This window comes from Echinicola salinicaeni, assembly GCF_014280965.1.
Taxonomy (GTDB): Bacteria; Bacteroidota; Bacteroidia; order Cytophagales; family Cyclobacteriaceae; genus Echinicola; species Echinicola salinicaeni.
In genome coordinates, this window is sequence record NZ_JACODZ010000008.1 from 178,401 (window position 1) to 204,291 (window position 25,891).

General features: G+C 37.6%; 19 protein-coding genes. 9 read left to right on the plus strand and 10 right to left on the minus strand.

The genetic code is table 11. From position 1 onward, the window contains the following. Positions 1-29 precede the first annotated feature (29 nt). The gene (locus tag H7U17_RS16475) at positions 30-3,182 is read right to left on the minus strand and encodes a PKD domain-containing protein (protein ID WP_230981458.1); all 3,153 of its coding nucleotides are present in this window, start codon (positions 3,180-3,182) and stop codon (positions 30-32) included. A 185-nt stretch (positions 3,183-3,367) separates the two neighbouring features. Continuing rightward, entirely contained in the window at positions 3,368-6,502 is a 3,135-nt protein-coding gene (locus H7U17_RS16480) for a PKD domain-containing protein (RefSeq protein WP_186757851.1), read from the minus strand. A 365-nt stretch (positions 6,503-6,867) separates the two neighbouring features. Between H7U17_RS16480 and H7U17_RS16485 the strand changes: the two genes are divergently transcribed. The 3 genes from H7U17_RS16485 (at position 6,868) to H7U17_RS16495 (ending at position 11,274) form a co-directional block, all read left to right on the plus strand. After that, positions 6,868-8,103, plus strand: a complete 1,236-nt coding sequence (locus tag H7U17_RS16485) for a Bcr/CflA family multidrug efflux MFS transporter (RefSeq protein WP_186757852.1) — start codon at positions 6,868-6,870, stop codon at positions 8,101-8,103. A 281-nt stretch (positions 8,104-8,384) separates the two neighbouring features. Beyond that, positions 8,385-10,004, plus strand: a complete 1,620-nt coding sequence (locus tag H7U17_RS16490; RefSeq protein WP_186757853.1) for an ABC-F family ATP-binding cassette domain-containing protein — start codon at positions 8,385-8,387, stop codon at positions 10,002-10,004. A gap of 85 nt (positions 10,005-10,089) precedes the next feature. Continuing rightward, positions 10,090-11,274 (plus strand): class I SAM-dependent rRNA methyltransferase, encoded by a 1,185-nt coding sequence (locus tag H7U17_RS16495; protein ID WP_186757854.1) that lies wholly within the window; start codon positions 10,090-10,092, stop codon positions 11,272-11,274. 364 nt (positions 11,275-11,638) lie between these two features. Here H7U17_RS16495 and H7U17_RS16500 read toward each other — a convergent pair whose 3' ends face one another. After that, the gene (locus H7U17_RS16500; RefSeq protein WP_186757855.1) at positions 11,639-12,496 is read right to left on the minus strand and encodes a formate/nitrite transporter family protein; all 858 of its coding nucleotides are present in this window, start codon (positions 12,494-12,496) and stop codon (positions 11,639-11,641) included. Between the two features lie 60 nt (positions 12,497-12,556). Further along, positions 12,557-13,162: a hypothetical protein gene (locus H7U17_RS16505; protein ID WP_186757856.1), complete on the minus strand. Its 606-nt coding sequence runs from the start codon at positions 13,160-13,162 to the stop codon at positions 12,557-12,559. 255 nt (positions 13,163-13,417) lie between these two features. Here H7U17_RS16505 and lhgO point away from each other — a divergent pair, with 255 nt between their 5' ends. Continuing rightward, positions 13,418-14,620: an L-2-hydroxyglutarate oxidase gene (gene lhgO, locus H7U17_RS16510; protein WP_186757857.1), complete on the plus strand. Its 1,203-nt coding sequence runs from the start codon at positions 13,418-13,420 to the stop codon at positions 14,618-14,620. A gap of 142 nt (positions 14,621-14,762) precedes the next feature. Here the strand turns inward: lhgO and H7U17_RS16515 are convergent, their stop codons facing one another. From H7U17_RS16515 to H7U17_RS16530, 4 genes are all read right to left on the minus strand, one after another. After that, positions 14,763-16,271: an FMN-binding glutamate synthase family protein gene (locus H7U17_RS16515; RefSeq protein WP_186757858.1), complete on the minus strand. Its 1,509-nt coding sequence runs from the start codon at positions 16,269-16,271 to the stop codon at positions 14,763-14,765. A 114-nt stretch (positions 16,272-16,385) separates the two neighbouring features. Next, positions 16,386-17,348, minus strand: coding sequence for a YheT family hydrolase (locus tag H7U17_RS16520; RefSeq protein WP_186757859.1), 963 nt, complete (start codon positions 17,346-17,348; stop codon positions 16,386-16,388). Positions 17,349-17,432: 84 nt separating this feature from the next. Continuing rightward, a complete protein-coding gene (locus H7U17_RS16525) occupies positions 17,433-17,801 on the minus strand; it encodes a hypothetical protein (RefSeq protein ID WP_186757860.1) in 369 nt (122 codons plus the stop codon). Positions 17,802-17,803: 2 nt separating this feature from the next. Next, entirely contained in the window at positions 17,804-19,012 is a 1,209-nt protein-coding gene (locus tag H7U17_RS16530) for a BaiN/RdsA family NAD(P)/FAD-dependent oxidoreductase (RefSeq protein ID WP_186757861.1), read from the minus strand. A gap of 607 nt (positions 19,013-19,619) precedes the next feature. On the opposite strand from H7U17_RS16530, the gene H7U17_RS16535 reads away from it, so the two are divergent. Further along, positions 19,620-20,363, plus strand: coding sequence for a DnaJ-like cysteine-rich domain-containing protein (locus H7U17_RS16535; protein ID WP_230981459.1), 744 nt, complete (start codon positions 19,620-19,622; stop codon positions 20,361-20,363). A gap of 82 nt (positions 20,364-20,445) precedes the next feature. On the opposite strand, the gene H7U17_RS16540 is transcribed toward H7U17_RS16535, so the two are convergent. Next, positions 20,446-21,048, minus strand: a complete 603-nt coding sequence (locus H7U17_RS16540) for a tetratricopeptide repeat protein (RefSeq protein ID WP_186757862.1) — start codon at positions 21,046-21,048, stop codon at positions 20,446-20,448. A gap of 15 nt (positions 21,049-21,063) precedes the next feature. Then, positions 21,064-21,879: a 2,3,4,5-tetrahydropyridine-2,6-dicarboxylate N-succinyltransferase gene (locus H7U17_RS16545; RefSeq protein ID WP_186757863.1), complete on the minus strand. Its 816-nt coding sequence runs from the start codon at positions 21,877-21,879 to the stop codon at positions 21,064-21,066. 296 nt (positions 21,880-22,175) lie between these two features. Here H7U17_RS16545 and H7U17_RS16550 point away from each other — a divergent pair, with 296 nt between their 5' ends. From H7U17_RS16550 to H7U17_RS16565, 4 genes are all read left to right on the plus strand, one after another. Next, positions 22,176-23,036 (plus strand): glycosyltransferase family protein, encoded by an 861-nt coding sequence (locus H7U17_RS16550; protein WP_186757864.1) that lies wholly within the window; start codon positions 22,176-22,178, stop codon positions 23,034-23,036. A gap of 484 nt (positions 23,037-23,520) precedes the next feature. Beyond that, positions 23,521-24,189: a metal-dependent transcriptional regulator gene (locus H7U17_RS16555; RefSeq protein WP_186757865.1), complete on the plus strand. Its 669-nt coding sequence runs from the start codon at positions 23,521-23,523 to the stop codon at positions 24,187-24,189. Beyond that, positions 24,186-25,106 (plus strand): metal ABC transporter solute-binding protein, Zn/Mn family, encoded by a 921-nt coding sequence (locus tag H7U17_RS16560; protein ID WP_186757866.1) that lies wholly within the window; start codon positions 24,186-24,188, stop codon positions 25,104-25,106. Before H7U17_RS16555 ends, H7U17_RS16560 begins: the two co-directional genes overlap by 4 nt. Then, positions 25,103-25,891, plus strand: a complete 789-nt coding sequence (locus H7U17_RS16565; protein WP_186757867.1) for a metal ABC transporter ATP-binding protein — start codon at positions 25,103-25,105, stop codon at positions 25,889-25,891. Before H7U17_RS16560 ends, H7U17_RS16565 begins: the two co-directional genes overlap by 4 nt.

Consider the following 25,891-nt stretch of genomic DNA (forward strand, 5'->3'; position numbering starts at 1 on the left):
TTTGTTTTATATAAACCGCTTAGGGCAATTTAATACACTACTGTAAACACTCCCCTTTGCTGCTCTGTAATTGAGTTTCCCTCCAATATATAAGTATACTCGATCAAATAGGTATAGCTTCCACTTGTAGCCAAATTATCATTTACCCTGCCATTCCAAGGCGCAGCACCGCTATAGATCAATTCTCCCCAGCGGTTATAGATTGACAATGCGTAATCTAAATTACAATTTGAAATAAGCTGAAATAAGCTATACTCCCCATCATCAGTTGGGTTAAAACCGGTTGGCATCCTTACAATTGGTGCCGCCTCAGGCATTTCAGCAGCACCGAGGCTAATGCATCCATTTTGATCAAGCACTGACACACTGTAAATTCCTTTGGGCAAGCCCTCAATCCTAGCGCCTGTACTTTGGTCATAATCCCAAGTATAGGTAAAAGGACCATTCCCCCCGCTTGGTACTGCCAACAATACACCTGTAGATTCTCCAGGACAACTTTTTTTCACCAATTCAATATCCACTAAAATGGGTTCTGGGCTTGGTACCTCCAAAGAAATATTCACTTGGCAGTTATTGGCATCTGTTATAAAATAAGCCTGTTCACCTCCTGCTAAATTGGTCAAATAAAACTCATTTGACTGAAATGACGCTGATTCATAATCTACACGATAAGGAGGTACCCCACCACTTACTTGAACCCTAAGCTCACCATCTTCTTTTCCATAACAGCTCGTCCCCACAACTTGAATGACCTCAGCTTGAAGCTGATCTGGCTGTTTAATTTCAATATCTTTATGAATAAATTCACAGCCCTTACTGTCTATGACAGTCACACTATACATTCCTGCTTCCAATCCATAAGCTGTATTGGTTAACAAATTCTCGTCGTGACTCCATTGATAAGAATATGGAGCTGTGCCCCCACTCGTGCTAAGCAAGATCTCACCCTCATTGCCTCCAAAACAATTAATGTCCTCTTTAGTGTATTCACTGATAATTTCTGGATTAACATTTACATCTAAGCTTTCTGAAATCCCTGCACACATTGCATCCAATAAACTAGCTTCCTCATACCATAATTCACCTTGAATTCCAGGATTATCCCACTTTACTTCTACCAACTCTCCATCAGCACCAGAAACAATTTCCCCACCAGTAATAAACCATTGGTAAGTTCTTTCAGGAGCTCTTTGTGAAACCTCATAGGTATAAAGTTCATTGGGATCAAAACAGATTTCAACGGGACCTATAGGAGCTTTTGGTTCGATCCTCTGATCAATTTCAACTTCCAATATAATGGGCTCTCCCGGACAACCACTTTCTGTAAAAGGTTGAGCGGAAATATATGCCATATCATTGGCCTCACCCCATAATACAGTTGCTGATTCAGCATCGGATTCTAAAAGTTCACCACCAAACACCTCCCAATTAACCCTGCCAATATTTTCCGTATTGGCCAGCTCATAGATTATTTCATCTACATCTGGACAAACCATATTCGCTCCCATGATTTCTCCCTTAGTTTCCAGCACAATAACTTCAAAAGAGATATCTTCTTGTTCTTCGCAGGAATTTTCACTTATGGAGGCTGTTACCGTTACAGTATATTCGCCAGCATTTTCGAAGGTATGATTTACCTCCTGACCTTCTTTTATACCTGTACCATCTCCGAAATCCCAAGTAAAATAGGTGAAAATCGGATTTTCTGGCTCTATGCTCCATAAAGACTCTTGGTTCAAACAAGCTACCTTATCACCTACTACCTCAAATTCATACTCAGGTTCTACCAAAAAATTTAAGTTTTCCAGACTCGCACCCACCGAGTAACCATACGACTCTATCTCCCCAAAGCCATATACATAAGCAATAAACCCTTCTGCATTGCTAAGTTTATGTGTTCCACTATAAATATTAATCCTGGCATACTCATAGGAAGGATTAGAGGGTACTGGAATAAATTCACCTGAAATATCCCTTCCATCCAATCTCGTTTGATCTACGGAAGAGCTAGCCACTATGATATTCACATAGTTATATTGAATTTGTTGAACACTCATAGCCTCAAAAGTAATACTGGTCAGCATTTGCTCATTAGGGCTATAGGTGACCATAAACGGGTCTCCTAAATTTTCATAGAGCGCAGTAGATAAATTACAATTTTGACTCTTGGAAAAAGTAGTCACCGAAATCGGCTTATCACTTTCTATAAACCTGATATCCTGAGCACCTAATTCAAAGTTTTTAAACCCTCCCTGATCCAAATTGGCTACACTTATACCATTCATACTGATTTCGGTATCATCCTCTGCAGCAATGATCTTTACCAATTCACCGGATGAGCGATCTTTTAACGGAATGTGGATAAACTCCTTACCCCAAGTGTTGATGGGATACATTTGTTGAAACAAGTGGTCATTGGCATTACCACATTTCCCAACGCCTGTCCATTTATTACCTCCAAAAACAGCTACATTCTTGCAATCATTTGCACTGGTCCCCAGAACCCTCACCCTACTACCGGTCAAATCAGCCCTTGCCTTTAATTGATAGCTTTGACCGGCATTCAAAACAACTTGAAAAGCGGTGTTAGCAGCCTTTCCATCTATGGTTCTTTCACTTGGAGTAATTTCTACTGTTGTATTATCCTCCACAGCCACCACCATAAATAGGCTTTCGTTATTATAATTTAAATTTTGATTATTATTATTTGGAGTAATTTCAAAATGAGAAGTAACATAATATTCTTTGCCAAGGGTGGTCACAGGAAGTACAACTGTACCATCAGCACTTCTTAACCTTTCGTTAAACGCATGAACGGAAACCTTTCCATCTGAAATAATATGAATACCTTTGTTTTCTACCCTACCTGAATTCCTATTTAATAAATCCTGTTGGCTTTCAGGAATCCTGAGTGTATAATTTTGACCTGCTTGCAAATTAAAGTTATAAGTCAATCCAGAACTAAAATTACTAAGGTCTATAGTCCCTTGAGCGGCTTCATTAGCCGATATAACTATTACAGCAGTACCGTTTTCCCCATTGGTATTGTTCTCCATAAAGCCAAACCAAAACTCTTTGCCAACTGTGGTCAACTGTCCATATACCGTATTAGTGCAAAAAAATAATAGTACAAATACTATTGGCAAAATGTATTTTATATAGCTCATTTTAACCTTAGGCATACGGCTTTTTAAATAAGAATCCCATAATAATAGGTGAATGATGATATTAGTAAACTATTTAGAATCTTAATTATATCACAATTTCTTATAAATTATACCAAAAACATCCCTATTTAATTATTAATGAGTAAAATTTATTAAGAAGTGACCTATAGGTCTTTTAAAATTATGGAGCTAAAAAATTATCAATCCACAATCTGGAAAGTACCTCTGCTATTTTTACTAACCTGATTACCTTCCAATTGATAAGTATACTCCAAAACGTAATTATACGTATCAGGGAGCGCTTTCTCCCCTGCAATGGTTCCATCCCAACCAGAATTCCCCATATAAATTAGTTCTCCCCACCTATTATAAATAATAATTTTATAGATAAGTGGGCAATTAGCAACTGGCTCAAAGTAAGGAAAATCACTGTTATCACTCGGTTTGAAAGCATTGGGCATCCTTACAGCAGGTGCCATCTCATCTAATGCTGCACTGCCAAAACTGATACAGTTATTTTCATCTGTAACTGTTACTGTATAAGTTCCTTTAGGGGCATTATTTAAATTAGCTGAAGTCTGATTTTCATAGTCCCATGTATAACTAAATGGCTCACGCCCTCCCCTTGGAATAGCAAATAATTCACCGTCTGCCTCTCCAGGACAACTTCTTCTTAGCACCTCAATCCCTACCTCCAAAGGTGCTGGACTAGTGATCTCAAAACTTATTGGAATTGAACATCCATTTCTATCAACAATTGTAAACGCATGAATGCCACCTGACAAACTTGGCAAAGAAAGTTTGTCAAGTGATAGCCCAAAGCCTTCATAATCTATGGCGTATGGTTTGGTGCCTCCTTGAATTGCCAATTCAGCAAATCCATCTGCACGCCCATAGCAACTAGTACCATTTAATGCTATTACTTTTGCCTCTAAAGGATCTGGATACCCTACTTCTATACCATTCACATTTTTCTGGCAACCATTTGCATCAGTAATCATTACACTATATGTACCTTCTGGCAATCCTTCCACTCTAGAGGAATTTAAGGAGGGATCATGCCCCCAAGAATAACTAAATGGCGAAGCACCCTCAATAACATCCAGTTCTATAAAAGCACTTTGATCACCAAAACACAAACCGTTCTGAACCGTGACATCCAGTTTGATTTCCTCCCTTACACTTACACTCAATATTTCTGATATGCCACTACATTGTCCACCATTTGATTCTTCAAACCAAAGCTCTCCTGTCACACCAGGTTGATTCCAACGAATTTCTACCAAAGTATCATTCTTCACTGAAATGATTTCTCCTCCGGACACGTACCAATCCACTTGCCTTCCAGTGATAACATTATTCGCCATATATTCATACCTAATATCAGGGTCAAAACAGACTTCCTCCGCTCCCTTTGGCATATCGGGACTAATATCATTGCTAATATTCACTTTTAAAACTATTGGCTCCCCGGGACAACCCTCAAAAGTAAAGGGCTGGACCTGTAATTCTGCTTCCTCATTACCCCCTCCCCATATGACCTTCACTGTATTGTCTTGTTGACTGATGATTTCACCACCCTGAATTTTCCAATCATAACGCTCAATTCCAATTTTATCTATCAATTCATAAGTCATTTCTTCAAAAGGACAAGAAGCTTCGGGGCCAACTATTTCACCACTCGTTTTCAATACCTCTACTTCAAATACAATTTCTTCCTGTTGATCACATGAAGACTGGCTTACTGCAGCAATTATTGATATGGTATATGTCCCCGGCTCTTGAAAGGTATGATTCACTTCATTTCCCTCCTTTATTTCAGATCCATCTCCAAAATCCCACTGAAAATAGGTGAAAATTGGATTTTCAGGTACAATTGACCACAAGGCCTCTTGATCAAGACAGGCTACTTTTTCTCCGAAAACTTCAAATCTGTATTCAGCATCCACTTCAAAATTAAGATTCTCTAAATTGGCTCCCACAGAATAGCCATACGATTCTAGATAGCCAAAACCATAAACATAACCAATAAAGCCATTGTTATTTTGTAAGTGATGAGAACCACTACTAATCTCAACCCTTGCATAAGAAAACTCAGCATTACCAGGGACTTGGTTAAATTGATTACCAATATTCTGTCCATCCAAAAATGTTTGATTAACTGAATTGGAATAAGTGATTATATTAACATAATTCTGCTCAATGGAAATGATATCCAAAGCCTCAAAAGTTACATCTTTTAAGAGCTGCTGGTTGGGACTATAGCTGATCATAAAGGGATCACCATATGTGGATAAATCCTGACTTTGGTCATTACACATTTGGCTTTTAGCAAAGACCGAAACATCTGCAGGTTGGCTTGTTTCTATCTCTACAACTTCATTATTTTCGAAATCTAAAGTGGCATACTCCCCTTCATTCAAAGTCGTATAATACTGTCCATTAAGACTGACCTCGGTGCCATCAGCAGCTGCGAGCACCTTGACCATTTCTCCAGAAGTCCTTCCCTTAAAAGGAATGTGAATAAATTGTGTTCCCCAGGTACTGATGGGATAAACTTGTTGAAATAAGTGGTCATTTGCTTCACCACACTGGCCAACCCCAGTCCATTTATTACCACCAAAAACTGCTATATTTTTGCAATCCTCAATATCTTCACCTAAAACCCTCACCCTAGATCCTGTGAGATCCCCCCTAGCCCTGAGCTGAATACTCTGACCCTCATTCAATAGCAATTCAAAAGGAACCTTTGCGGATTTTCCATCATCTGTATCTACCGAAGGAGTTATTTCAACTCGCGTATCATCTTCCACACCTACCACAAGTAGTAAACTTTCATTTTTGGCATTGAGCTCTACCAAAGGGTTATCACTTCCGGGTGAAACTTCAAAATGAGAAGTCACCAAATAGTCCTTTCCCAAAGTAGATAATGGTAGGACGACAGTTCCATCCGCACTTCTATATCTTTCATTAAAAGCATACACAGATATCTTTCCATCAGAAGAAACAAACACTCCCTTATTCTCTATTGTACCTGAAGAGCGGTGCATCAAATCTTCTTGGTAGGTAGAAATACGCATGGTATAACTTTCGCCCTCCTGTAAATCAAAATTTATCGTCCAATTGGGACGAAAATTGCTCAAATCAATTGTTCCTTTTGCCGGTTCATTGGCTGTAATGATCAGGACTGAATTTCCATATGATTCTTCAGTAAAGTTCTCCATAAACCCCACCCAAAAGGCTTCACCTACGGTCGTCAATTGTGCAGAAGCGGTCTTTATGCAAGCAATGCAAAAAGTAAGAGTGAATAAAAAAACTAATGAAATGGACTTCATTTTAAAACAATTCTGGATTTACTATAGCAATAGCTAATTACTTACAGGTAAAATTCTAAACAATATTGGTATTTACAAATTATTTACTTTTGCTATTATCCATTTTTTATAAAATCACCTATTTTCTTTCAACCATGAATAATTTTCACTTTTCTACCATTTGGCCAATTTTTCTAATCAACAAGCAAATACCCACCTATTATTTATAACAACAAAAAGACAAATACTTAACAGATCAATAAATCAAACCGTATTTGATTAAGCATAAATCAATAAAACAAAAAGAAAATTATGAACTAAGCACAAATAAATCCTGTTTAGAAACATTAAGATTATTTTGATCGAAGTAATAAAGAGGTTTGGAGATGAGTAAGAAACAGTATTTTGTAGTCATTTTGATTTTAGGTGCTTTAAGTACCATAAGTCCTTTTTCCATTGACATGTACTTGCCTGGTTTTCCTGCTATTGCAGAGAATCTAGGTACGAGTATTGCCAATGTCCAACTGTCTCTTACCAGTTACCTAATTGGTATCGCCATTGGACAGTTATTCTATGGACCGCTTTTGGATCGATTTGGTCGTAAAAAACCACTGTATATTGGATTAGCTATTTATGTTTTGACCTCTGTGGCCTGTGCCTTTACCACAAATGTGGAAAATTTAATACTGATGCGTTTTTTCCAAGCAATCGGTGGATGTGCAGGTATGGTCGCTGCCCAAGCTTTGGTCAGAGATATATTTCCGGTTAATAAAATTGCTCAGGCTATGGCTTTGCTGATGTTGGTTATAGCGGTTTCCCCTATGATTGCTCCTACATTGGGAGGATATGTCACTGCCCATTTTTCATGGCATGTGGTCTTCTTAATTTTAGCTGCAATTACCACGATCATCATTATAGCCTCTTATTACTTTCTACCGGATGGTTCAAAGCCAGATACTGATGTTTCATTGAGGCCAAAGCAAGTATTAAAAAAGTATATCGAGGTTAGTAAAAACCGCCAGTTCTTGGTTTACATGCTTATTGGAGGTGTGGCAGGAGCTGCTCCATTTGCTTATATCTCAGGATCTGCAGATGTTTTTATGAACATCTACCATGTTACTGAGCAGCAATATGGATGGATCTTCGCACTATTGGCTACCGCTATGATCGGATCCACTCAACTAAACCATATTCTATTGAAAAGATTCAGTAGTGAACAGGTCATTAAAGTTGCCTTAACCTATCAGACCATCGTAGGTTTCATTATGATCATAGGAGTCTGGAATGATTGGTTAAATGTATTCACACTGATCGGATTGATGTTCATATTCCTGACCGGTCATGGCTTATGCAACCCCAATGCTGCCGCACTTACTTTGGCTCCTTTCACCAGAAATGCAGGAAGTGCTGCTGCATTAATGGGAAGCGCCAGAATGGCCATGGGAGGTTTAGTTTCAGCAGCCGTGAGTGTATTCCACAATGGAACAGCCAATCCGATGGTCATTATGATGAGTTTCTGTGCTGTCGGAGGTTTGCTGACATTAATATTGGACAGTAGTTTCAAGAAAAATGCGAGAAAAAGAAAGGAGATGGAGGAAAAACAACACTCCATGGCCCTATAAATTATACTGATTACCAGCCGTATTTTGTTGATTAATCCCGATAAGCCATTTATTGATTATCGGGATTTTTTACTTTCATCAATTTATAAGGCTTTCAAGTGAATGATAAAGTATGATATCATTTATCCAAGTATTGGAAGATGGTTTGACAAAGTTCCGCACCAATATCTAATAGATGATAAAAAAGCTATAATAGACCTTTGATTTAGATTAGGTTTTGGTTCTCTGCCCCAATAAAATTTGTATCTTTGCCACTTGTAAAAATAGAAGCGAAATAATTCATGATTTCAGTTGATAATCTTTCCTTAAAGTTCGGTAAACGAACCCTTTTTGACGAAGTAAATCTCAAATTCACACCAGGCAACTGTTATGGGGTGATTGGTGCAAATGGTGCTGGTAAATCGACCTTTCTGAAAATCCTTTCTGGGGAACAGGATAGTACTACTGGTAGCATTAATATAACGCCTGGTCAGCGTATGGCTGTTTTGAAGCAGAACCACTTTGAATTTGATGAGGTGGAAGTGCTCAAAACGGTGATTATGGGCCATAAGAAGCTTTACTCTATCATGGAAGAGAAAGATGCTATCTATATGAAGCCTGATTTCTCTGAAGAAGATGGATTGAGAGCTTCAGAACTAGAAGCTGAATTTGCTGAAATGGATGGCTGGAACGCTGAATCTGATGCCGCTGCCATGCTATCTGGATTGGGTATCACCGAAGATCTTCACTATGCGTTGATGAAAGATTTGGCAGGTAACCAAAAAGTAAGGGTACTTTTGGCCCAAGCCCTTTTTGGTAATCCTGATATCCTAATTCTCGATGAACCTACCAACGACCTTGATGCTGAAACCATCAATTGGTTAGAAGAATTCTTGGTCAACTTTAAGAACTTGGTCATTGTAGTATCCCACGACCGTCATTTCTTGGATGCCGTTTCTACGCATATCGTGGATATTGACTTCTCGAAAATCAAGATTTATTCAGGTAACTATACCTTCTGGTACGAATCTTCCCAGTTGGCTGCCAAGCAGAAATCTGATCAAAATAAAAAGGTAGAAGAAAAGCGTAAGGAACTTCAGCAGTTCATTGAGCGGTTCTCTGCCAATGTGGCCAAATCCAAACAAGCTACTGCAAGAAAGAAAATGTTGGAAAAGCTGAATGTAGATGAAATCCAGCCTTCCACCCGAAAATACCCAGGCATTATCTTTAAGCCGGAAAGAGAAGCGGGCGACCAAATCTTTATGACGGAAGAATTGGCCCTTCAAGATAATGAAACTGTTTATTTCAAAGATGTCAACCTTATGGTAGACAAAGGAGATAAAATTGCTTTTATCTCTCGTACCAAGCAAGCTGTCAACAAATTCTTCCAAACCATTATGGAGGAAATTCCAGTACAAAAAGGAGAATTCAAATGGGGTGTGACCATTAATAAGGCCTATCTTCCAAATGACAACTCCAGCTACTTCAAAACTGATTCCAATCTAATCGATTGGTTAAGACAATATTCGTCCAACCAGGAAGAAGCATATGTAAGAACATTTCTGGGAAGAATGCTATTTACAGGTGAAGAAACCTTAAAATCAGCGTCGGTGCTTTCTGGGGGTGAAAAAGTAAGGTGTATGATTTCTAAAATGATGCTCCAAAACCCTAACTTATTGGTGATGGACGAGCCTACCAACCACCTTGACCTGGAGTCAATTACCGCATTTAACAATGCCATTATTGAATTTAATGGTACGGTTTTATTATCTTCTTATGACCATGCATTTGTTCAGTCAACGGCCAATAGAATAGTGGAATTCACTCCTAATGGCACCATAGACCGCCGCATGTCTTATGATGATTATTTGGCTAATCCAGAAATCAAGGAACTTAGAGAAAAAATGTATCAAAAGGCCTAATAAGCTTTATAGATAAAAATCAACTAATCCCTTTTTGTATAGCCGTTTGGTTTTAGCAGGAAGGGATTTTTTAGCTTTAGATAAAATGAGCAAGTATCCTAAAATCATATTAAAGAAAGGCAAAGAAATATCCCCTAAGAGAAAACACCATTGGATATTTTCTGGCGCCATAGCCCGAACTGATGAGCACTTAGAAAATGGTCAGTTAGTCAGTGTTTACAGCAATAAACATGAGTTTCTAGGTATTGGACACTATCAGATGGGATCCATTACGGTGCGGATCATCTCCTTTGAAAACAGAATCATTGACGAGCAATTCTGGCTAGAAAAAATAAGGACTGCCTATGAAATGCGTTCCAAAATAGGATTGACTGAAAGTCAATCTACAAATGTCTACAGGTTAATCCATGGTGAAGGGGACCAGCTTCCTGGTTTAATTATTGATTTTTATAATGGAACAGCCGTTATACAAGCCCACACTATTGGCATGTACCAACACCGATTGGATATCACCGAAGCCTTAAAATTGGTCTATGGTGAAAGGCTTGACGCTGTCTATGACAAGAGCGCAGAAACACTTTCTAAAAACCAACTTGAAACTGAAAACCAGTTCCTATTTGGCACTCCAAAAACCAACTTGGTTAAGGAATACAATTCCACTTATGAAATTGATTGGGAAAAAGGGCAAAAAACGGGCTTCTTCATAGATCAAAGGGAAAACAGGAATTTGTTGGGCACTTATAGTAAGGGAAAGAAGGTCTTGAACACCTTTTGCTATTCAGGAGGCTTTTCCATTGCTGCATTGCAAGCAGGTGCTAAGGAAGTACATTCTGTGGATATCTCTGCCAAAGCCATAGAACTGACCGAAAAGAATCTAAAGCTCAACCCAAATTTGAGTGGAAAGCACGAATCAAAAGTGGCTGATGTGGTCAAATACATCAGAGAAATCGAACAAGACTATGATGTGATCGTACTGGATCCACCAGCATTTGCAAAAAATATGAAAGCCAGGCATAATGCAGTTCAAGCATACAAACGCCTAAATGCGGAGGCTTTGAAACATATTAAACCCGGTGGAATACTATTTACCTTTAGTTGCTCACAGGTGGTTGACAAAGCTTTATTTGCTCATACATTAACCGCGGCAGCCATTGAAGTGGGAAGAAATGTAAAAATCTTACAATATCTTTCCCAACCTGCCGACCACCCTATTAATATCTTCCATACAGAAACTGAATATTTAAAAGGATTGGTATTATATGTTGAATAGATGAAAGAGGCTGTCTGATAAGTCGGAAATATGTCCCCGATCTAGAACGGGGCAGGCTATCACGATTGAAGCAACATGATCTCAAAGTACTCACATTGTACAAATAAAGGGATTGCCTGTCTTCCACCTTTAGGCAGGCTTCTCTTCGCTATTGCTACATTCGCAATTACATGGATTTTTGAGACAGCCCGTTTTTACTATAATATGTATATTCACAATTGATTCAGTTAAGATAAAAAAAGGCTCTAAACGATTGTTTAAACTAAGAGAACTTAGATAGTAGCCTCTTTGGTCTTAAAGATTCTGCCATGTGACTACTAAATCAAAGGATATCTAATCTTTGGCATCATCATGGGCTATCAGATTATTTTATATCAATATTAGAAACAAAAGCCCGGTATTTTAATAAAGCTACAAATACCGCTCCGCCTATTGCATTTCCTAACAAAGCGAAAAATTGAAAATTAAGGTAATTCAACAAATTGATTTTATCCGAACTCACCAATCCCGAAAATACCTCCACATTACCTATGATACTGTGATGTAAACCTGTAAAGGACATCATTGCAGTAATAATAAAAATAATTACTATTCGGCTAAGTGTATCTCTTGATGAAGTCAGTAGCCATGACAATAAGCCCATTAGCCAACCTGCCAAAACAGCACTGGTAAGTATAACAAGCGGGGAAAACTCAGTTACATGCAAAGCAATCTTTTCTACCGTAGATAAATTAAATATCCCTAATCTTGGACCTATCCACATTAATAAAAATGAAATAAGATAACCTCCAATCATATTCCCTGATATAACTACAAACCAGATTTTTAATAGGCTACCAATGCTTCTCTTCTTGTTTAATACGGGTAAAGTTAGCAAAGAAGTTTGTTCTGTAAATAGAATAGATTGACCAAGAATCACCATTATAAAGCCTACAGGATACACCAAAGAAATCAGTTTATAACTATTTTCTTCAGTGATAACCCCGGAAAAAAATTGGAAAACTGTACAAATAAGCAAATAACTAAAACCAATCTCCAGCCCCGCTGTAACTGAGCTTAATAATAAGCTTATGGGCTTTCTGTCATAGGTTTCTTGCCCTTCCGTGATTTGTTGCTTAAGGATTTCTCCATGGGATTTGGAAGCATCCTTTGAAATAGAGGAAGATTTCTTTAACTCAGAATCTATACTTCTTTGCTTCTTTGCTTCTTCTTTGTCGGACATAGTATTTACTTGAAAACTGTAATTTTCACAAAATCTATTCCTTATTTTCTTAGAAAGCTACTATTTCAATAAAAAACCAACTTTATAGGTCAACATTGCATGCCAACCAAAATAGTTATCATAACCTGTTACGGATAGATCTATAGCGTGTTTTCGATCAGCTTGGTTTCCTTCCCAATCAAATGATAGCTGCGTGATAAGCCCCAATTGACTTCTTGAAATCCTTTCATGGCCATTGGAAACCAACACATTGTTTTCATTAATGGTATAGCCAATAAAATACTTATCCACACCAACATGATAAGATGGCCCAGCTGCCAAGCCCATCCTAAAACCGTCGTTCGTTTTCAGTATATCAGCCTGAAAACCCAAACTCATTAAAAGCGCTGTACTTTTATCAGCTAATGATGGATATGGATTTTCACTCGTTCTTTTTTGAGGAAAATCGGTGGATTGAAATAAGATCAGCGAAGGGTTGAGAGATAAGCTTTTGTTCAAATAATAATTTAAATCACTGGCAATATTGATTCCAGGAATCCCCACATTCCCCTCTACCGCAACGCCTCCTCCAAAATTTAGATAAGTATCGGATTTCGATTGGGCATTTAATTGAAGAAATGATAAAAAGGAAATTACTAAACCAATTAAAAATATTTTAATATTCATAATCAAACAATTTTATTTCATACAAAGCTAATATATCAAATAAAAGTATTCAATAAAATCAACTAATTATTAGAAAATAACAGCATACACGATTGATTACCAATTAATTTAATTTCAATACACATTTTCACTTTAATTGAATACATGAATTGCCCTATTACACTTTACCAATCTGTGATAGTAATGTATATTTGTATTCGTTAATGTAAGTACCTTCATTTTATACAACTACTTACCCCTGACTCACCAAGATTTATGACATACGATATTACAATTATAGGTGGCGGTATTGTTGGACTGGCCACAGGTTTAAAAATAAAACAACAAAATCCAGCTTTAAAGGTAGCCATTCTCGAAAAAGAAGATGAGCTGGCCAAACACCAGACTGGTAATAACTCTGGTGTAATCCATTCTGGACTTTACTATAAACCGGGCTCCTTAAAAGCTACCAACTGCATCAATGGTTACCATGAGTTGATCAATTTCTGCGAAGAAGAAAACATCCCCTTTGAACTTACTGGAAAAGTTGTCGTTGCTACCAAAGATGAACAAATTCCATTATTGCAAAACCTGCTCCAGAGAGGCCTCCAAAATGGCTTAGAAGGCACCCGTCAAATCTCACTGGATGAATTAAAGCATTATGAACCCTATTGTTCGGGAGTTGCTGCTTTACATGTTCCCCAGACTGGAATTGTAGATTATAAAAAAGTAGCTTTAGCCTACGGAGAAAAATTCAAAGCTATTGGAGGAGATATATTTACATCTCATAAAGTGCTGAAAATAAATCATAAAGACAATTTGTCTGAAATCGTTACTTCAAATAATAATTTCACTTCAAAACTAATCATTAATTGCGCTGGTCTATATTCTGATAAGGTGGCAGATATGAATGGAGAAATGGATCTTGACGTAAAAATCATTCCATTCAGAGGAGAATATTATAAGATAAAAAAGGAAAGAGAATATTTGGTTAAAAATCTGATCTATCCAGTGCCTGATCCTAACTTCCCTTTTCTGGGAGTTCACTTTACCAGGATGATGAAAGGCGGCGTGGAAGCTGGACCGAATGCCGTGATGGCATTCAAAAGAGAAGGATATAAGCGAACAGACTTTAATTTCAGCGAGTTCAGGGAATCCATCACCTGGCCAGGACTTCAAAAAGTAGCCAAAAAATACTGGAAAACCGGTATTGGAGAATATTATAGATCATTCTCAAAAGCGGCTTTCACTTCTGCCTTACAAGAATTGATCCCTGATATCAAAGAGGACGATTTGGTGGACGGTGGTGCTGGAGTCAGGGCCCAAGCATGTGACAGAACTGGAGGTCTTTTGGATGATTTTGCTATTACTGAAAACGCACATGCTATCAATGTACTGAATGCTCCCAGTCCTGCAGCCACCAGTTCCCTAAGTATCGGCGGGACCGTTTCAAAACTTGCCATCCAGCGATTTGAATAAAAAAAGAGGCTGTCTCAAAATATATTATTTCGAAGCTAGGATAAAACTCTAGATTTGTTTGTTAATGGGAATCAACTCTATGAGATTTTCCTTTCGTCAGAATGACACAAAAAAATTGACTTATGAGACAGCCTGTTTTATTTTAATCAACCCTATTCAGTACTGAATCAGGGAAATATTTATTACTCAAAGCGACCATTTCGTCCCCTTTCACAAACATACTTATATCTATCTCATCAGTGTGTTTCACTCCGCATGCTCCCAAGAGTTCCAATACAGCATGCATGGTATTTCTATGGAAGTTATAAGCCCTCTCCGCTTTGTCATCAACTACCAAACCTTTTACCAACATTTTATTTTGAGTAGCCACTCCTGTTGGACAATCGTTGGTATTACACCTTAAGGCCTGAATACAGCCTACACTGAACATAAAAGCCCTTGCAGAATTACACATATCCGCACCCAGTGCCCTCATCCTCAATATTGAGAAAGCAGTCAACACTTTACCACTGGCAATCACCTTCACATTTTTTCTTAATCCATATTTCTCCAGCGTTCTATTAACAAATATCAATGCCGGTTCAAGAGGAATGCCCACTGAATCGGAAAATTCCAAAGGTGCTGCCCCGGTACCTCCTTCAGCCCCATCCACGGTAATAAAGTCTGGTGCTATACCTGATTTCTTCATAACTGAACACAGGTCAATAAATTCCTCTGTCCTCCCTATGCATATTTTAAATCCAATAGGTTTACCACCACTCAATTCTCTTAACTCCTTAATAAAATCAACCAAGCCCTCAGGATTTGAAAATTTCTTGTGACTAGGTGGAGAAACTATGGTTGTATGGGCCTTTACTCCTCTTATTTTGGCTATTTCAGTTGTATTTTTCTCTCCTGGTAAAACACCACCATGGCCAGGTTTGGCACCCTGAGAAATTTTGAGTTCTATCATTTTGATCTGCTCATGGGCAGCCGTTTCCTTGAATTTTTCTGGATCAAATTCTCCATATTCATTTCTACAACCAAAATATCCTGTCCCGATTTGCCAAACCAAATCACCACCTTCCTTTAAATGGTAAGGAGAAATACCACCTTCACCAGAATTGTGATAAAACTTCCCTTTCTTTGCACCTTTATTAAGTGCCATCACTGCATTCTTGCTCAAAGAACCAAAGCTCATGGCCGAAATATTAAGAATTGAAGCACTGTAGGGCTTTTTACAATCCTTACCTCCTACGATGACCCTAGGTATCTCAGTTACTGGAGGAGTGGCATAAATCGAGTGACGGATCGCTTCATAGTTTTCTCCTGAAATATCTAATTGCGTACCAAATGGATGCGTATCATTGACATTTTTTGCCCTTCGGTAAACAAGTGCCCTGTGATTTCTGCTAAAAGGTTTGCCATCAGTAGTTCGCTCAATAAAATATTGCTGGATCTCCGGAGAAATCATTTCAAACAAATACCTGAAATATCCTAAAATGGGAAAGTTACGAAGTATGGTATGTTTCTTCTGAAATCGATTGTAAATCCCTGTTAATGCCAATGGAATGAGTATAATAAATGCCCAAATCCATTGTTCATAATAATAAGTTAAAATGGAAAAAATGATTACAAGAACGATTGTAATATTATAAAATAAATACCTCATCTTAATTACTGTTGTTTATACTATTTAAATATACCTTTTAAGAAGGAATGAAAAAACTGCAAGCCTCATTTTGAAATGCTGCTATTCCCAATTCGAATAGATTCAAAACCTTATCTATTGCTCCATCAAAAATCGATACATCCTCTGTTCAACCCAGCTAAATTCCTGATTTTTTAAAGCAAATCCTGTATGCCCCCCTCTCTTGGGCATTTCTAGAAAAAGGTTGGCCTTTTTTTTGGCCAATTCTACAGGATAACACCTTTCTTGTAATAAGGGGTCATTTAAGGCATTTACTATCAAAATTGGAATATTAACCTGGTGCAACCAATTATCAGGGCTTACCGATTCATAAAAATCCCGGGCATCCTTAAAACCATGGATTTTGGCGGTAAAGTGATTGTCAAAAGTATTGAATTCCCTTACTTTATCAAGGAATTCCAAATCAATCAATCCAGGAAATTGTTTCCCTTTCTCTGCCATCTTTACCTTGAGCTTGGAAAGAAATTTTTCCTTATAAAAGAAATTACTAGGGAAATGAAGTGTTGCGGCACTATCTGGAAGATTACATGGCGTACTATAAACCGCTGCCTTCTTAATTTGACTTGGAAGAGATCCGGCTTCCTCTCCCAAATACTTTAAGGTTTGGGCACCTCCCATACTGATTCCTGCAAGATATATTTCACTGTAATTATAATTATCTACTACATGCTCTACGACCGTCTTTAGGTCATAAGTAGATCCATGATGATACAGAATCGGTCTGTGGTTCATCTCTCCACTGCAGGATCGGTTATTCCAAGCCAAAACATCTACATCTTTTTGGTTAAACAATTTCACCAAAGCTTGTATATAATGTCTGGAAGAATTCCCTTCCAATCCATGTGAAATTACTAGTAATTTGCACTGTCCTTGCCTACTCCAATCCAAATCCAAAAAATCTCCATCTGGAGTTTCAATCCTTTTTCTTTGATAAGCTACTCCTTCTATTTTTCTAAAAATACTAGGTAAAATGGTTTCAAAATGTCCGTTAAGATAAAGTGCAGGCGGACCAGGGTAATTGGAATTTATTATTGGCATGTTATATTTTGAACAATGTTAATATGTCCAAAATATAACATGCATAAAGTCCCTAAAAAAGTCAAAATACTGGTTTGGTAAATATTAATTTATTGTCGAATTAATATCAGCCAATAAATCATTAACAGCTTCCTCAAATAGATGATAATGATTATCCAAATCAGCATTTAATCCTTTGGTGTTAATCAAGTTTCTACCATTTTCCAAAACGAAGCTGAGCTTTCGCAATTCGAAAATAGTGATTGTCGGTTTCACCTTATGACGTGCTTGATGCAAGATTTCAGGATCCTTTTTATCCAGCCCTTGTAGGTATCTTTCCTTCAATTCCTTCACTGAATTGGAAATGGCATGAAGTAATTCTTTTTCAAATGCTACATCTCCTTCTGACATTTCATGGACCTTATCAAAATTAATGTTAATACTTTCTACCATAAGTAAATTTGGATTTCTCATAGCTAAGTTGTTGAAGATTTTCCTGCTAAATATCCTGTCGTCCACGCAGCTTGAAAATTGAATCCCCCTGTAATACCATCGATATCTAATACCTCTCCAGCAAAATATAATCCTTTTAAGATACGACTTTCCATGGTCTTTGGATTGACCTCTTTTAAACTGACTCCTCCTGCGGTAACAAACTCTTCTTTAAAAGTTGTTTTACCATTTACATGCAATATATAACAAAAAATATGTTGTTCCAAACCATTTATTTGCTTTTTACTAGTGTTCATCCATAGTAAATCCCTTTTTATACCTGATTTTTCTATCAAATGTTCCCAAAGTCTTTTTGGTAAATCAAAAAGCGGATAACCCAAAACCTTTCTTTTTGGATGATTGGCCTTATATGCCATCAATGTATTTCTAATTTCTTCTTCTTTTAATTCAGCATTCCACCTGATATGTGCATTTGCATTATAGTTATGATCATATAACCATTGAGCGCCAAAGGCTGATAGCTTTAATACTGCAGGACCACTAACTCCCCAATGTGTAATCAATAATGGCCCCTCATAAGAAAGTTTTGTTCCTTCCAATCTAACATGTGCATTTGGAACAGATATTCCCTGCAGGGATTTCAGGCTTTCGCCTGGCGTATTGAAGGTAAACAAAGAAGGAATAGGTGACACTATATCATGTCCTAGATCCTGATACATACTAAATCCCGCTAACTTTGGACTTCCCCCAGAAGTAATGATGACCTTGCTCACCTTTTCAGTTCCATCTCCCACAAAAAGTAAATAACCATTCTCATCTTCCTCTATTTTATTTACTGCTGACTTCAATCTAACCTGCACCCCATTTTTATCAGCTTCATTTCTCAATACATCAATGATGGTTTGGGAATCATCGGTTATTGGAAACATCCTTCCATCCTCTTCTGTCTTCAGTTTTACTCCTCGTGATTCAAACCATCCTATTGTATCTTTTACTTGAAACTCCTTGAATGCCTTCTTCAAAAAATTGGCTCCTCGGGGGTAATTCTTCAATAGATGCGAGGTTTGAAATGCTGCATGGGTAACGTTGCACCTTCCTCCTCCAGAAACTTTAACTTTTGAAAGGGTTTTTGAAGTCTTTTCAAAAATGATAACCTGCGCACCTTTTTCTGCTGCATGAATTGCTGCGAAAAAACCTGCTGCTCCACCTCCAATAATTCCTATTTTATTCATATGTCATTAAAACAATTTATTTGGGCAAAAATGGAGAAAATTGATGATAGCATCCATAAAGTCACAATTATTCTAACTCTTTAAAAAATATTTTGTTAAAGCCACCCTCTAGCTCAATTAATATCATTGAAATTTTTATGGCTTCTGGCTCTCACTCACATATTTCTCCTATTACTGTAAGCTATTGGTATTACATTGATTCATGATTCGCTTTTTGCCCCACACTTGCAAAAAATGAATCTTTTAACGCTTCCAAACCAGCGCTAAGCCTGATTTAGTCTCAGCTCAAACTCTTGTGATAATTTTTAAAAGAACATCTGAGATGGTGCTTCTAAAAATAGACCTTAGTATGACCTTGAAGTTTATTAATATTCACACCAAATTTCTTGTACTAAAAAACATTATAATTAAGATAATAATTATTGCCCAATAATTAGATTAAATATCCTTACAAATTCACATTTTAAAACATAAACTTCTGTTTCGATATTAATAGGCTCCAAAATACTAGTAGTTAATTATCCTTAAATATTTCAGAAAATGTATGGACATTTGGATCAATTTTAAGTTCTTTAGGCACTGGAAAAGAACTCAATAGTTGAAAACAATGCCGCTTATTCATTATAAAAGATTCAAGAATTACGGGATAAAAAGATATCCACATTATTACTTCATTTTAATTCTCAGTTTATTCAGCCTGATTATTTTTGATTCCTCAGCTCAGGTAAAACCCAACTTGGGACAAACTGATAAACTGATGCAATTGGGCAAACAAGCCCTTGAAACCAAAGAATACGAAAAAGCCAATTATTATTTCAGGGAAATAATTGAAAGTGGTGTACCCATTCCATCGGAAATGCCGTATTTTTTTGCAGAAACCCTCTTTGCTCTCAAACAATTTGATAACAGTGCTAATTTTCTCAATAAGTATTTACAGTTAAATGGCTTTAAAGCTGACCACTTTGATGAAGCAAAAGGGCTCCAAAAAAGATTGGTCTCTCCGCTGAATGCAATAAGGTCTTGTTCTCTATGTGATGTGAAGGGGTACCGTTATCATACCTGCTCCACCTGTGAAGGCAAAAAGGTAATAGAACAAGATTGCCATTATTGTAAAGCCAATGGAATCGTTGGATGCAGTAGATGTAAAGCTACCGGTTTGATTACAAAGAAAAATATCTTCGATCAAACAGAATATTTTAAATGTGAAAGATGTGAAGGAAAAGGCAGATTGGTTTGCCCCTTCTGCAAAGGTTCATTAAAAGAAAATAGTGATTGCAATAGCTGTGATGGTTTTGGAAAAGTCCATTCAGATGAAATTTGTGACCATCAAGAGGAAAAAGAAATTATCTAAGCTATTTTTTAAAACTAGCTCCTTACATATAAATAAAAAGCCAGGAAAATTCCTGGCTTTTTATTTATTCATCTTGAAAGAATCATTTACAATATTTTTCCAAAGCTACATCAGCCTGCTTATAATTAAGCCCAGAAGCCAACCTAAAATCTTCACATGCACTGCGCGTTTTCTTGGTGGCATATTTTAAAACACCTCTGTAATAATAGGCCTGGCCATATTTCTCATCTATCTGAATGGCAGTACTGTATTCATCCATTGCCTCGTCGGTTTTACCCATTTGATGCAATGCCCTGCCTTTCATAAAATAGGCTGTTGCAGGTGCTCCAGGAACCTCTACAGCATAACCTGCATATAGCAAAGATCTTTCAAAATTGTCTTCCTTCTGGTATAAATTGGAAAGACTGAGTAAGATCTGAATATTTTTTGGGTCTTGTTTGTACCCTGCTTCAAAATCTTCCTTGGCTGAGTCTAAATCCCCTAACTCCTCATAAGCTCTTCCCCTTTTATAAAGGGCATTTACATCTTTGGGTTTGGTGGCCAATCGTTCAGAGTAAGCATCCACTGCCTCTTTGTAATGCCCACTTTCAAAGAATTTATCACCTTCAGAGCTTCCTTGATTGTTACATCCCCACATTAGACTTGTTGAAACCAACAAGACCAAAACCGATTTTTTGTAATTCATTATTCAATTTAAATTTTAGACTGCGACATTATTTTCTCTCAAAGCCTCATTCAATGAAGTTTTGCGATCTGTCGATGCCTTTCTTTGTCCGATGATCAACGCACATGGAACTTGGAATTCACCTGCTGCAAATTGCTTAGGTATTGATCCAGGAATAACCACTGATCTTGGAGGAACATAGCCTCTGTATTCTTTTGGTTCATCACCAGTCACATCAATGATCTTGGAGCTGGCAGTCAAGGTTACCCCTGCACCAATTACAGCTTCTTTACCTACATGAACCCCTTCTACGATAATGGCTCTAGACCCAATAAATGCACCATCTTCGATAATTACCGGAGCAGCTTGAACTGGTTCCAATACTCCTCCAATACCTACTCCACCACTAAGGTGAACGTCTTTACCGATTTGAGCACAAGAACCTACAGTAGCCCAAGTATCCACCATAGTACCTCCATCTACATAAGCACCGATGTTCACGTAAGAAGGCATCATGACTACACCACTTGCAAGAAACGCGCCATATCTAGCTACTGCGTGAGGAACTACTCTTACACCATGTTTGGCATAATTGGTTTTAAGAGCCATTTTATCGTGAAACTCAAAAGGACCTACCTCGATGGTTCTCATTTTTTGGATAGGGAAATATAAAATAACCGCCTTTTTTACCCAGTCATTTACCTTCCATTCGCCACCTTCCACTGGCTCGGCTACCCTAATTTTTCCTGTGTCCAAATCATCAATCACTGTTTTTACAGCAATTTGAACATCCTTTTCCTTTAATAACTCCCTGTTTTCCCAGGCCTTCTCAATGATAGTCTGTAATTCCATAAAATTATATTAGATTCGCTCTAGTTAAGTTTTCTTTTTTAATGAATAAAGCCACTATACTTATCGCTTCCGTACTGAAACCTGTTAATGACACAAGGGCTTTTGACAAACTCGCAATTTCACTGCGTGAAACAAATAAATACCACATAAACATCATAGGATTTTTAGAAAAAAAAACACCAAAACAGGATAATATTGAATTTACTTCAATATTTAACAAAAACCGTCTGCACCCCTATAGGCTACTGGCTCCTTTTAAGCTTTGCTATTTTTTATTTAAATCAAAACCAAAATTGGTGATCATATCTACCTATGAATTATTATTTCCTGCTGTGCTACTCAAGGGGATATTGAAATACAAACTGATTTATGATGTACAGGAAAATTACACTAAAAATATTGAATTTAACCAGACATTAGCCGATTGGTTAAAATTAATTCCCATAAAATATATCCAGTCTGTTGAGAAAATCACTAAACCAAAAATAGACCATCACTTTTTTGCTGAAAAATGCTATCAAGATGAATTCCCAGACATCAGAGATTATACTGTATTAGAAAACAAATATGCCGGTAAGTCTCGCTCAGTCCCCCAATTCAAAATTGATGATGATCATTTAAAATTCGTTATCACAGGAACCATCACCCCGGCATACGGAGCAGCACAAGCCATCCATTGGTTCAACTATATGAAACAACATTACCATAATGCAAGCTTAGAAATAGTAGGGTACTGCCCCTTGTCCGAATACAAGTCAAAACTTGAAGGACTAGCCTTGACCAGTCCAGGTGTAAAACTCAGGCTGAGCGCTAAGCCTATGGCCCAGAAAGTAATTTACGATGCTTTATTAAAAGGCAATATCCTATTATTACCCTACCATGACCTACCCAGCATTTCCCCAAAAATCCCCACAAAAATTTATGAAGGATTGGCCTTGGGCATCCCAATGATTATACCCCAAAATCCTATTTGGGAAGAACTGATTTTGCCTTATTCTGCTGGATGCTCTATCGACTATTCAAAACCAGAAGATAGCCTTTTAACATTTAAAAATTTCCTTAAAACTCCTAAGTATACTAAGACCGTTGGGCCTGAAGTAACTTGGGAAAATGAAGCAAATAAGCTTTGTAAAATAGTAGCTAAGTTGATCCCTTAAATGCTCTTCAACTTAATAGCCTCTTTCATTTTTTCCAGCTCCATTTAACTAAGCTATTCAGTTCATTTTCTATTCCCAACTTGGCACTGGGCGTAGTATATACTACGCCCAGCGCCGTGTTCCCAGTACAGTGTCCCATATGCTAGTACCAAAAGCTAGCACCGGATATCCAATAGTCAACTTATACACATCTCTATAAAAAGTTATCCACCAATCCCACCTCTAAAAAACTATAGGTATGAAAACGGAAACTCTAAATTTTAAACCAAAAGTAAAACAACGAAAGAAATAGTCAAATCATAAAACCTTATATTCCTGATTATTAAACAATAATTCAACACTAACTAAACTTTATTTTAGTCAAGACTTAAACAATAATAACATTAAAATTTGAGTTATCCACAGTCGATTTAGGTCTTATTGAAATATTTTTTTAGTATAATCTAAATCACTATATTTGAATTGTCAACCTAAACATGAATTAATGCCGAGCTTAACATACGCAGAAGAGAACTACCTCAAAGCGATCTACCATTTGTCTGATGGAGGCAAGAACAATGTCTCTACCAATGACCTCTCCAAGGAGATGAAAACCAAGCCTGCCTCTGTCAGCGATATGTTGAGAAAACTTTCAGAAAAAGAGGTAATCAACTATAGAAAATACTATGGGGTCACAATCACAGAAGAAGGGAAAAAATCCGCCCTACAGATCATCAGAAAGCACCGCCTTTGGGAAGTATTTTTAGTAGAAAAATTAATGTTCAGCTGGGATGAAGTACATGATGTGGCGGAAGAGTTGGAACATATAAAATCCCCTATCTTGATCCAAAGATTGGATGACTTCTTAGGCAATCCAAAATATGACCCTCACGGTGATCCTATCCCGGATGAATTTGGAGATGTAAAAGCAAGACCTAGACTCCCCCTCAATGAATTGATGGTAAATGATGGAGGTCAAATCGTAGCAGTGAAGGACAGCAGTGCTGCCTTCCTAAGATACTTAGACAAAGTGGGAGCTTATATAGGAGCCAGAATAAAGGTACTGGACAAAGTGGAATTTGACGGATCTTTGGAAATATTGGTTGACAACAAGAAAACCCTGTTCATGTCCAAAGATGTTGCAGGAAATATATTAATCATGCAAACCTCATGAAATATAGATTTCTATTTATAATAATATACTCCGTTCTAACCAGCTCCTGCAAGTTTGACAGAGATGGAGAAAATGGAAAGTTCCGAATTACTGCCACCACCAATATCATGGCTGATGGTGTAAAAGAATTAGTTGGCGACAGCGCTATTGTGACTCCTGTCATGGCTGTGGGTGTCGACCCTCATTTGTACAAGGCATCTCAAAGAGACCTTGATCTTTTCTTCGATGCTGACTTGGTTATTTACCATGGGCTTCATCTAGAAGGAAAGATGGTGGAAGTGCTGGACAAATTTGCCAGAACCCATCCCATCATTGATGTTGGTGAACTGCTCCCTCCCACCCTATTGATTGCAAGTCCCGAATATGCCAACACGGTGGATCCTCATATTTGGTTTGATGTCAATTTATGGACAACTGCCATGAAAAATCTGAAGGATGAGATCATTAGAAGAAAACCAGAGTGGAAAGATTATGTCAATACCAACTGGGAAAAATATCAGATAAAGCTAAATGAATTAGATAGTTACACCAATAACAAAATCCACGAAATCACTCAACAAGGCCAGATATTGATTACCGCCCATGATGCATTTTCCTATTTCGGAAAGGCATATGATATAGAAGTGAAAGGACTACAAGGTTTATCCACTCTTAGTGAGCCTGGACTAAATGATGTTTCCAAATTGGTCAGTTTCATAATTGAAAAGGACATCAAAGCCATTTTCATTGAACAATCCATTTCGCCCAAGGCTATTAAAGCGGTAATTGAAGGATGTAAAAGAAAAGGACATGCTGTGAAGCTTGCTGGACCACTATATACTGACAGTTTGGGGGAACCTGATGGCCCAGCAGGCACCTATCTTGGAATGGTAAAAACCAATGTAGATGCTATCGTACAAAACCTGAAATCAGAATGATACAACAAATAGATAATCCAGTAGTTGAAGTACATGACCTTATGGTCAGCTACGGGCAAAATCCGGTACTTTGGAATATTGACCTGACTTTACCAGCAGGCGCCCTCATTGGTATACTTGGCCCTAATGGAGCAGGAAAATCCACCCTCATTAAAAGCATAATGGGGCTTATTGAAGCCAATAGTGGCTATTCAAGGATTTTTGACCAAGAGTTAAACCAAGTTAGAAACAGGGTAAGTTATGTCCCTCAGCGGGAGTCTGTAGACTGGGATTTCCCAGCATCTGCATTAGATATTGTGATGATGGGAACTTATCATCATTTGGGAATATTCAAAAGACCGGGCAAAAAGGAAAAAGCATTGGCAATGACCTGTTTGGAAAAGGTAAATATGAAAGCCTTTGCTAATAGACAAATCAGTGAACTTTCAGGAGGCCAGCAACAGCGGGTATTTATTGCAAGGGCCTTGGCCCAGGAAGCAGATATTTATTTTATGGATGAACCATTTGCAGGAGTAGACATGAGCACTGAAAAAGCCTTAGTAAGTCTCTTCCAAGAAATGACTGCAAAAGGAAAAACTGTCATCGTAGTACACCATGATATATACTCCGCTGGAAAATATTTCGATTGGCTTATTATGCTAAACATGCACTTGATTGCTTCTGGCCCTACCGAACAAGTGCTTACCGAAGAATTGTTGACCAAAACCTATGGAGGCAAGCTATCCATGCTTACGGATATTGGAGAGTTGATCAAAAAGAGTGATTTCAATCCATTGAAAAGTTAA

Coding starts and splice junctions, on each gene's coding strand:
- H7U17_RS16475 (WP_230981458.1), bottom strand. CDS start 3,182: ATGCCTAAGGTTAAAATGAGCTATATAAAATACATTTTGCCAATAGTA.
- H7U17_RS16480 (WP_186757851.1), bottom strand. CDS start 6,502: ATGAAGTCCATTTCATTAGTTTTTTTATTCACTCTTACTTTTTGCATT.
- H7U17_RS16485 (WP_186757852.1), top strand. CDS start 6,868: ATGAGTAAGAAACAGTATTTTGTAGTCATTTTGATTTTAGGTGCTTTA.
- H7U17_RS16490 (WP_186757853.1), top strand. CDS start 8,385: ATGATTTCAGTTGATAATCTTTCCTTAAAGTTCGGTAAACGAACCCTT.
- H7U17_RS16495 (WP_186757854.1), top strand. CDS start 10,090: ATGAGCAAGTATCCTAAAATCATATTAAAGAAAGGCAAAGAAATATCC.
- H7U17_RS16500 (WP_186757855.1), bottom strand. CDS start 12,496: ATGTCCGACAAAGAAGAAGCAAAGAAGCAAAGAAGTATAGATTCTGAG.
- H7U17_RS16505 (WP_186757856.1), bottom strand. CDS start 13,162: ATGAATATTAAAATATTTTTAATTGGTTTAGTAATTTCCTTTTTATCA.
- lhgO (WP_186757857.1), top strand. CDS start 13,418: ATGACATACGATATTACAATTATAGGTGGCGGTATTGTTGGACTGGCC.
- H7U17_RS16515 (WP_186757858.1), bottom strand. CDS start 16,271: ATGAGGTATTTATTTTATAATATTACAATCGTTCTTGTAATCATTTTT.
- H7U17_RS16520 (WP_186757859.1), bottom strand. CDS start 17,348: ATGCCAATAATAAATTCCAATTACCCTGGTCCGCCTGCACTTTATCTT.
- H7U17_RS16525 (WP_186757860.1), bottom strand. CDS start 17,801: ATGAGAAATCCAAATTTACTTATGGTAGAAAGTATTAACATTAATTTT.
- H7U17_RS16530 (WP_186757861.1), bottom strand. CDS start 19,012: ATGAATAAAATAGGAATTATTGGAGGTGGAGCAGCAGGTTTTTTCGCA.
- H7U17_RS16535 (WP_230981459.1), top strand. CDS start 19,620: ATGCCGCTTATTCATTATAAAAGATTCAAGAATTACGGGATAAAAAGA.
- H7U17_RS16540 (WP_186757862.1), bottom strand. CDS start 21,048: ATGAATTACAAAAAATCGGTTTTGGTCTTGTTGGTTTCAACAAGTCTA.
- H7U17_RS16545 (WP_186757863.1), bottom strand. CDS start 21,879: ATGGAATTACAGACTATCATTGAGAAGGCCTGGGAAAACAGGGAGTTA.
- H7U17_RS16555 (WP_186757865.1), top strand. CDS start 23,521: ATGCCGAGCTTAACATACGCAGAAGAGAACTACCTCAAAGCGATCTAC.
- H7U17_RS16560 (WP_186757866.1), top strand. CDS start 24,186: ATGAAATATAGATTTCTATTTATAATAATATACTCCGTTCTAACCAGC.
- H7U17_RS16565 (WP_186757867.1), top strand. CDS start 25,103: ATGATACAACAAATAGATAATCCAGTAGTTGAAGTACATGACCTTATG.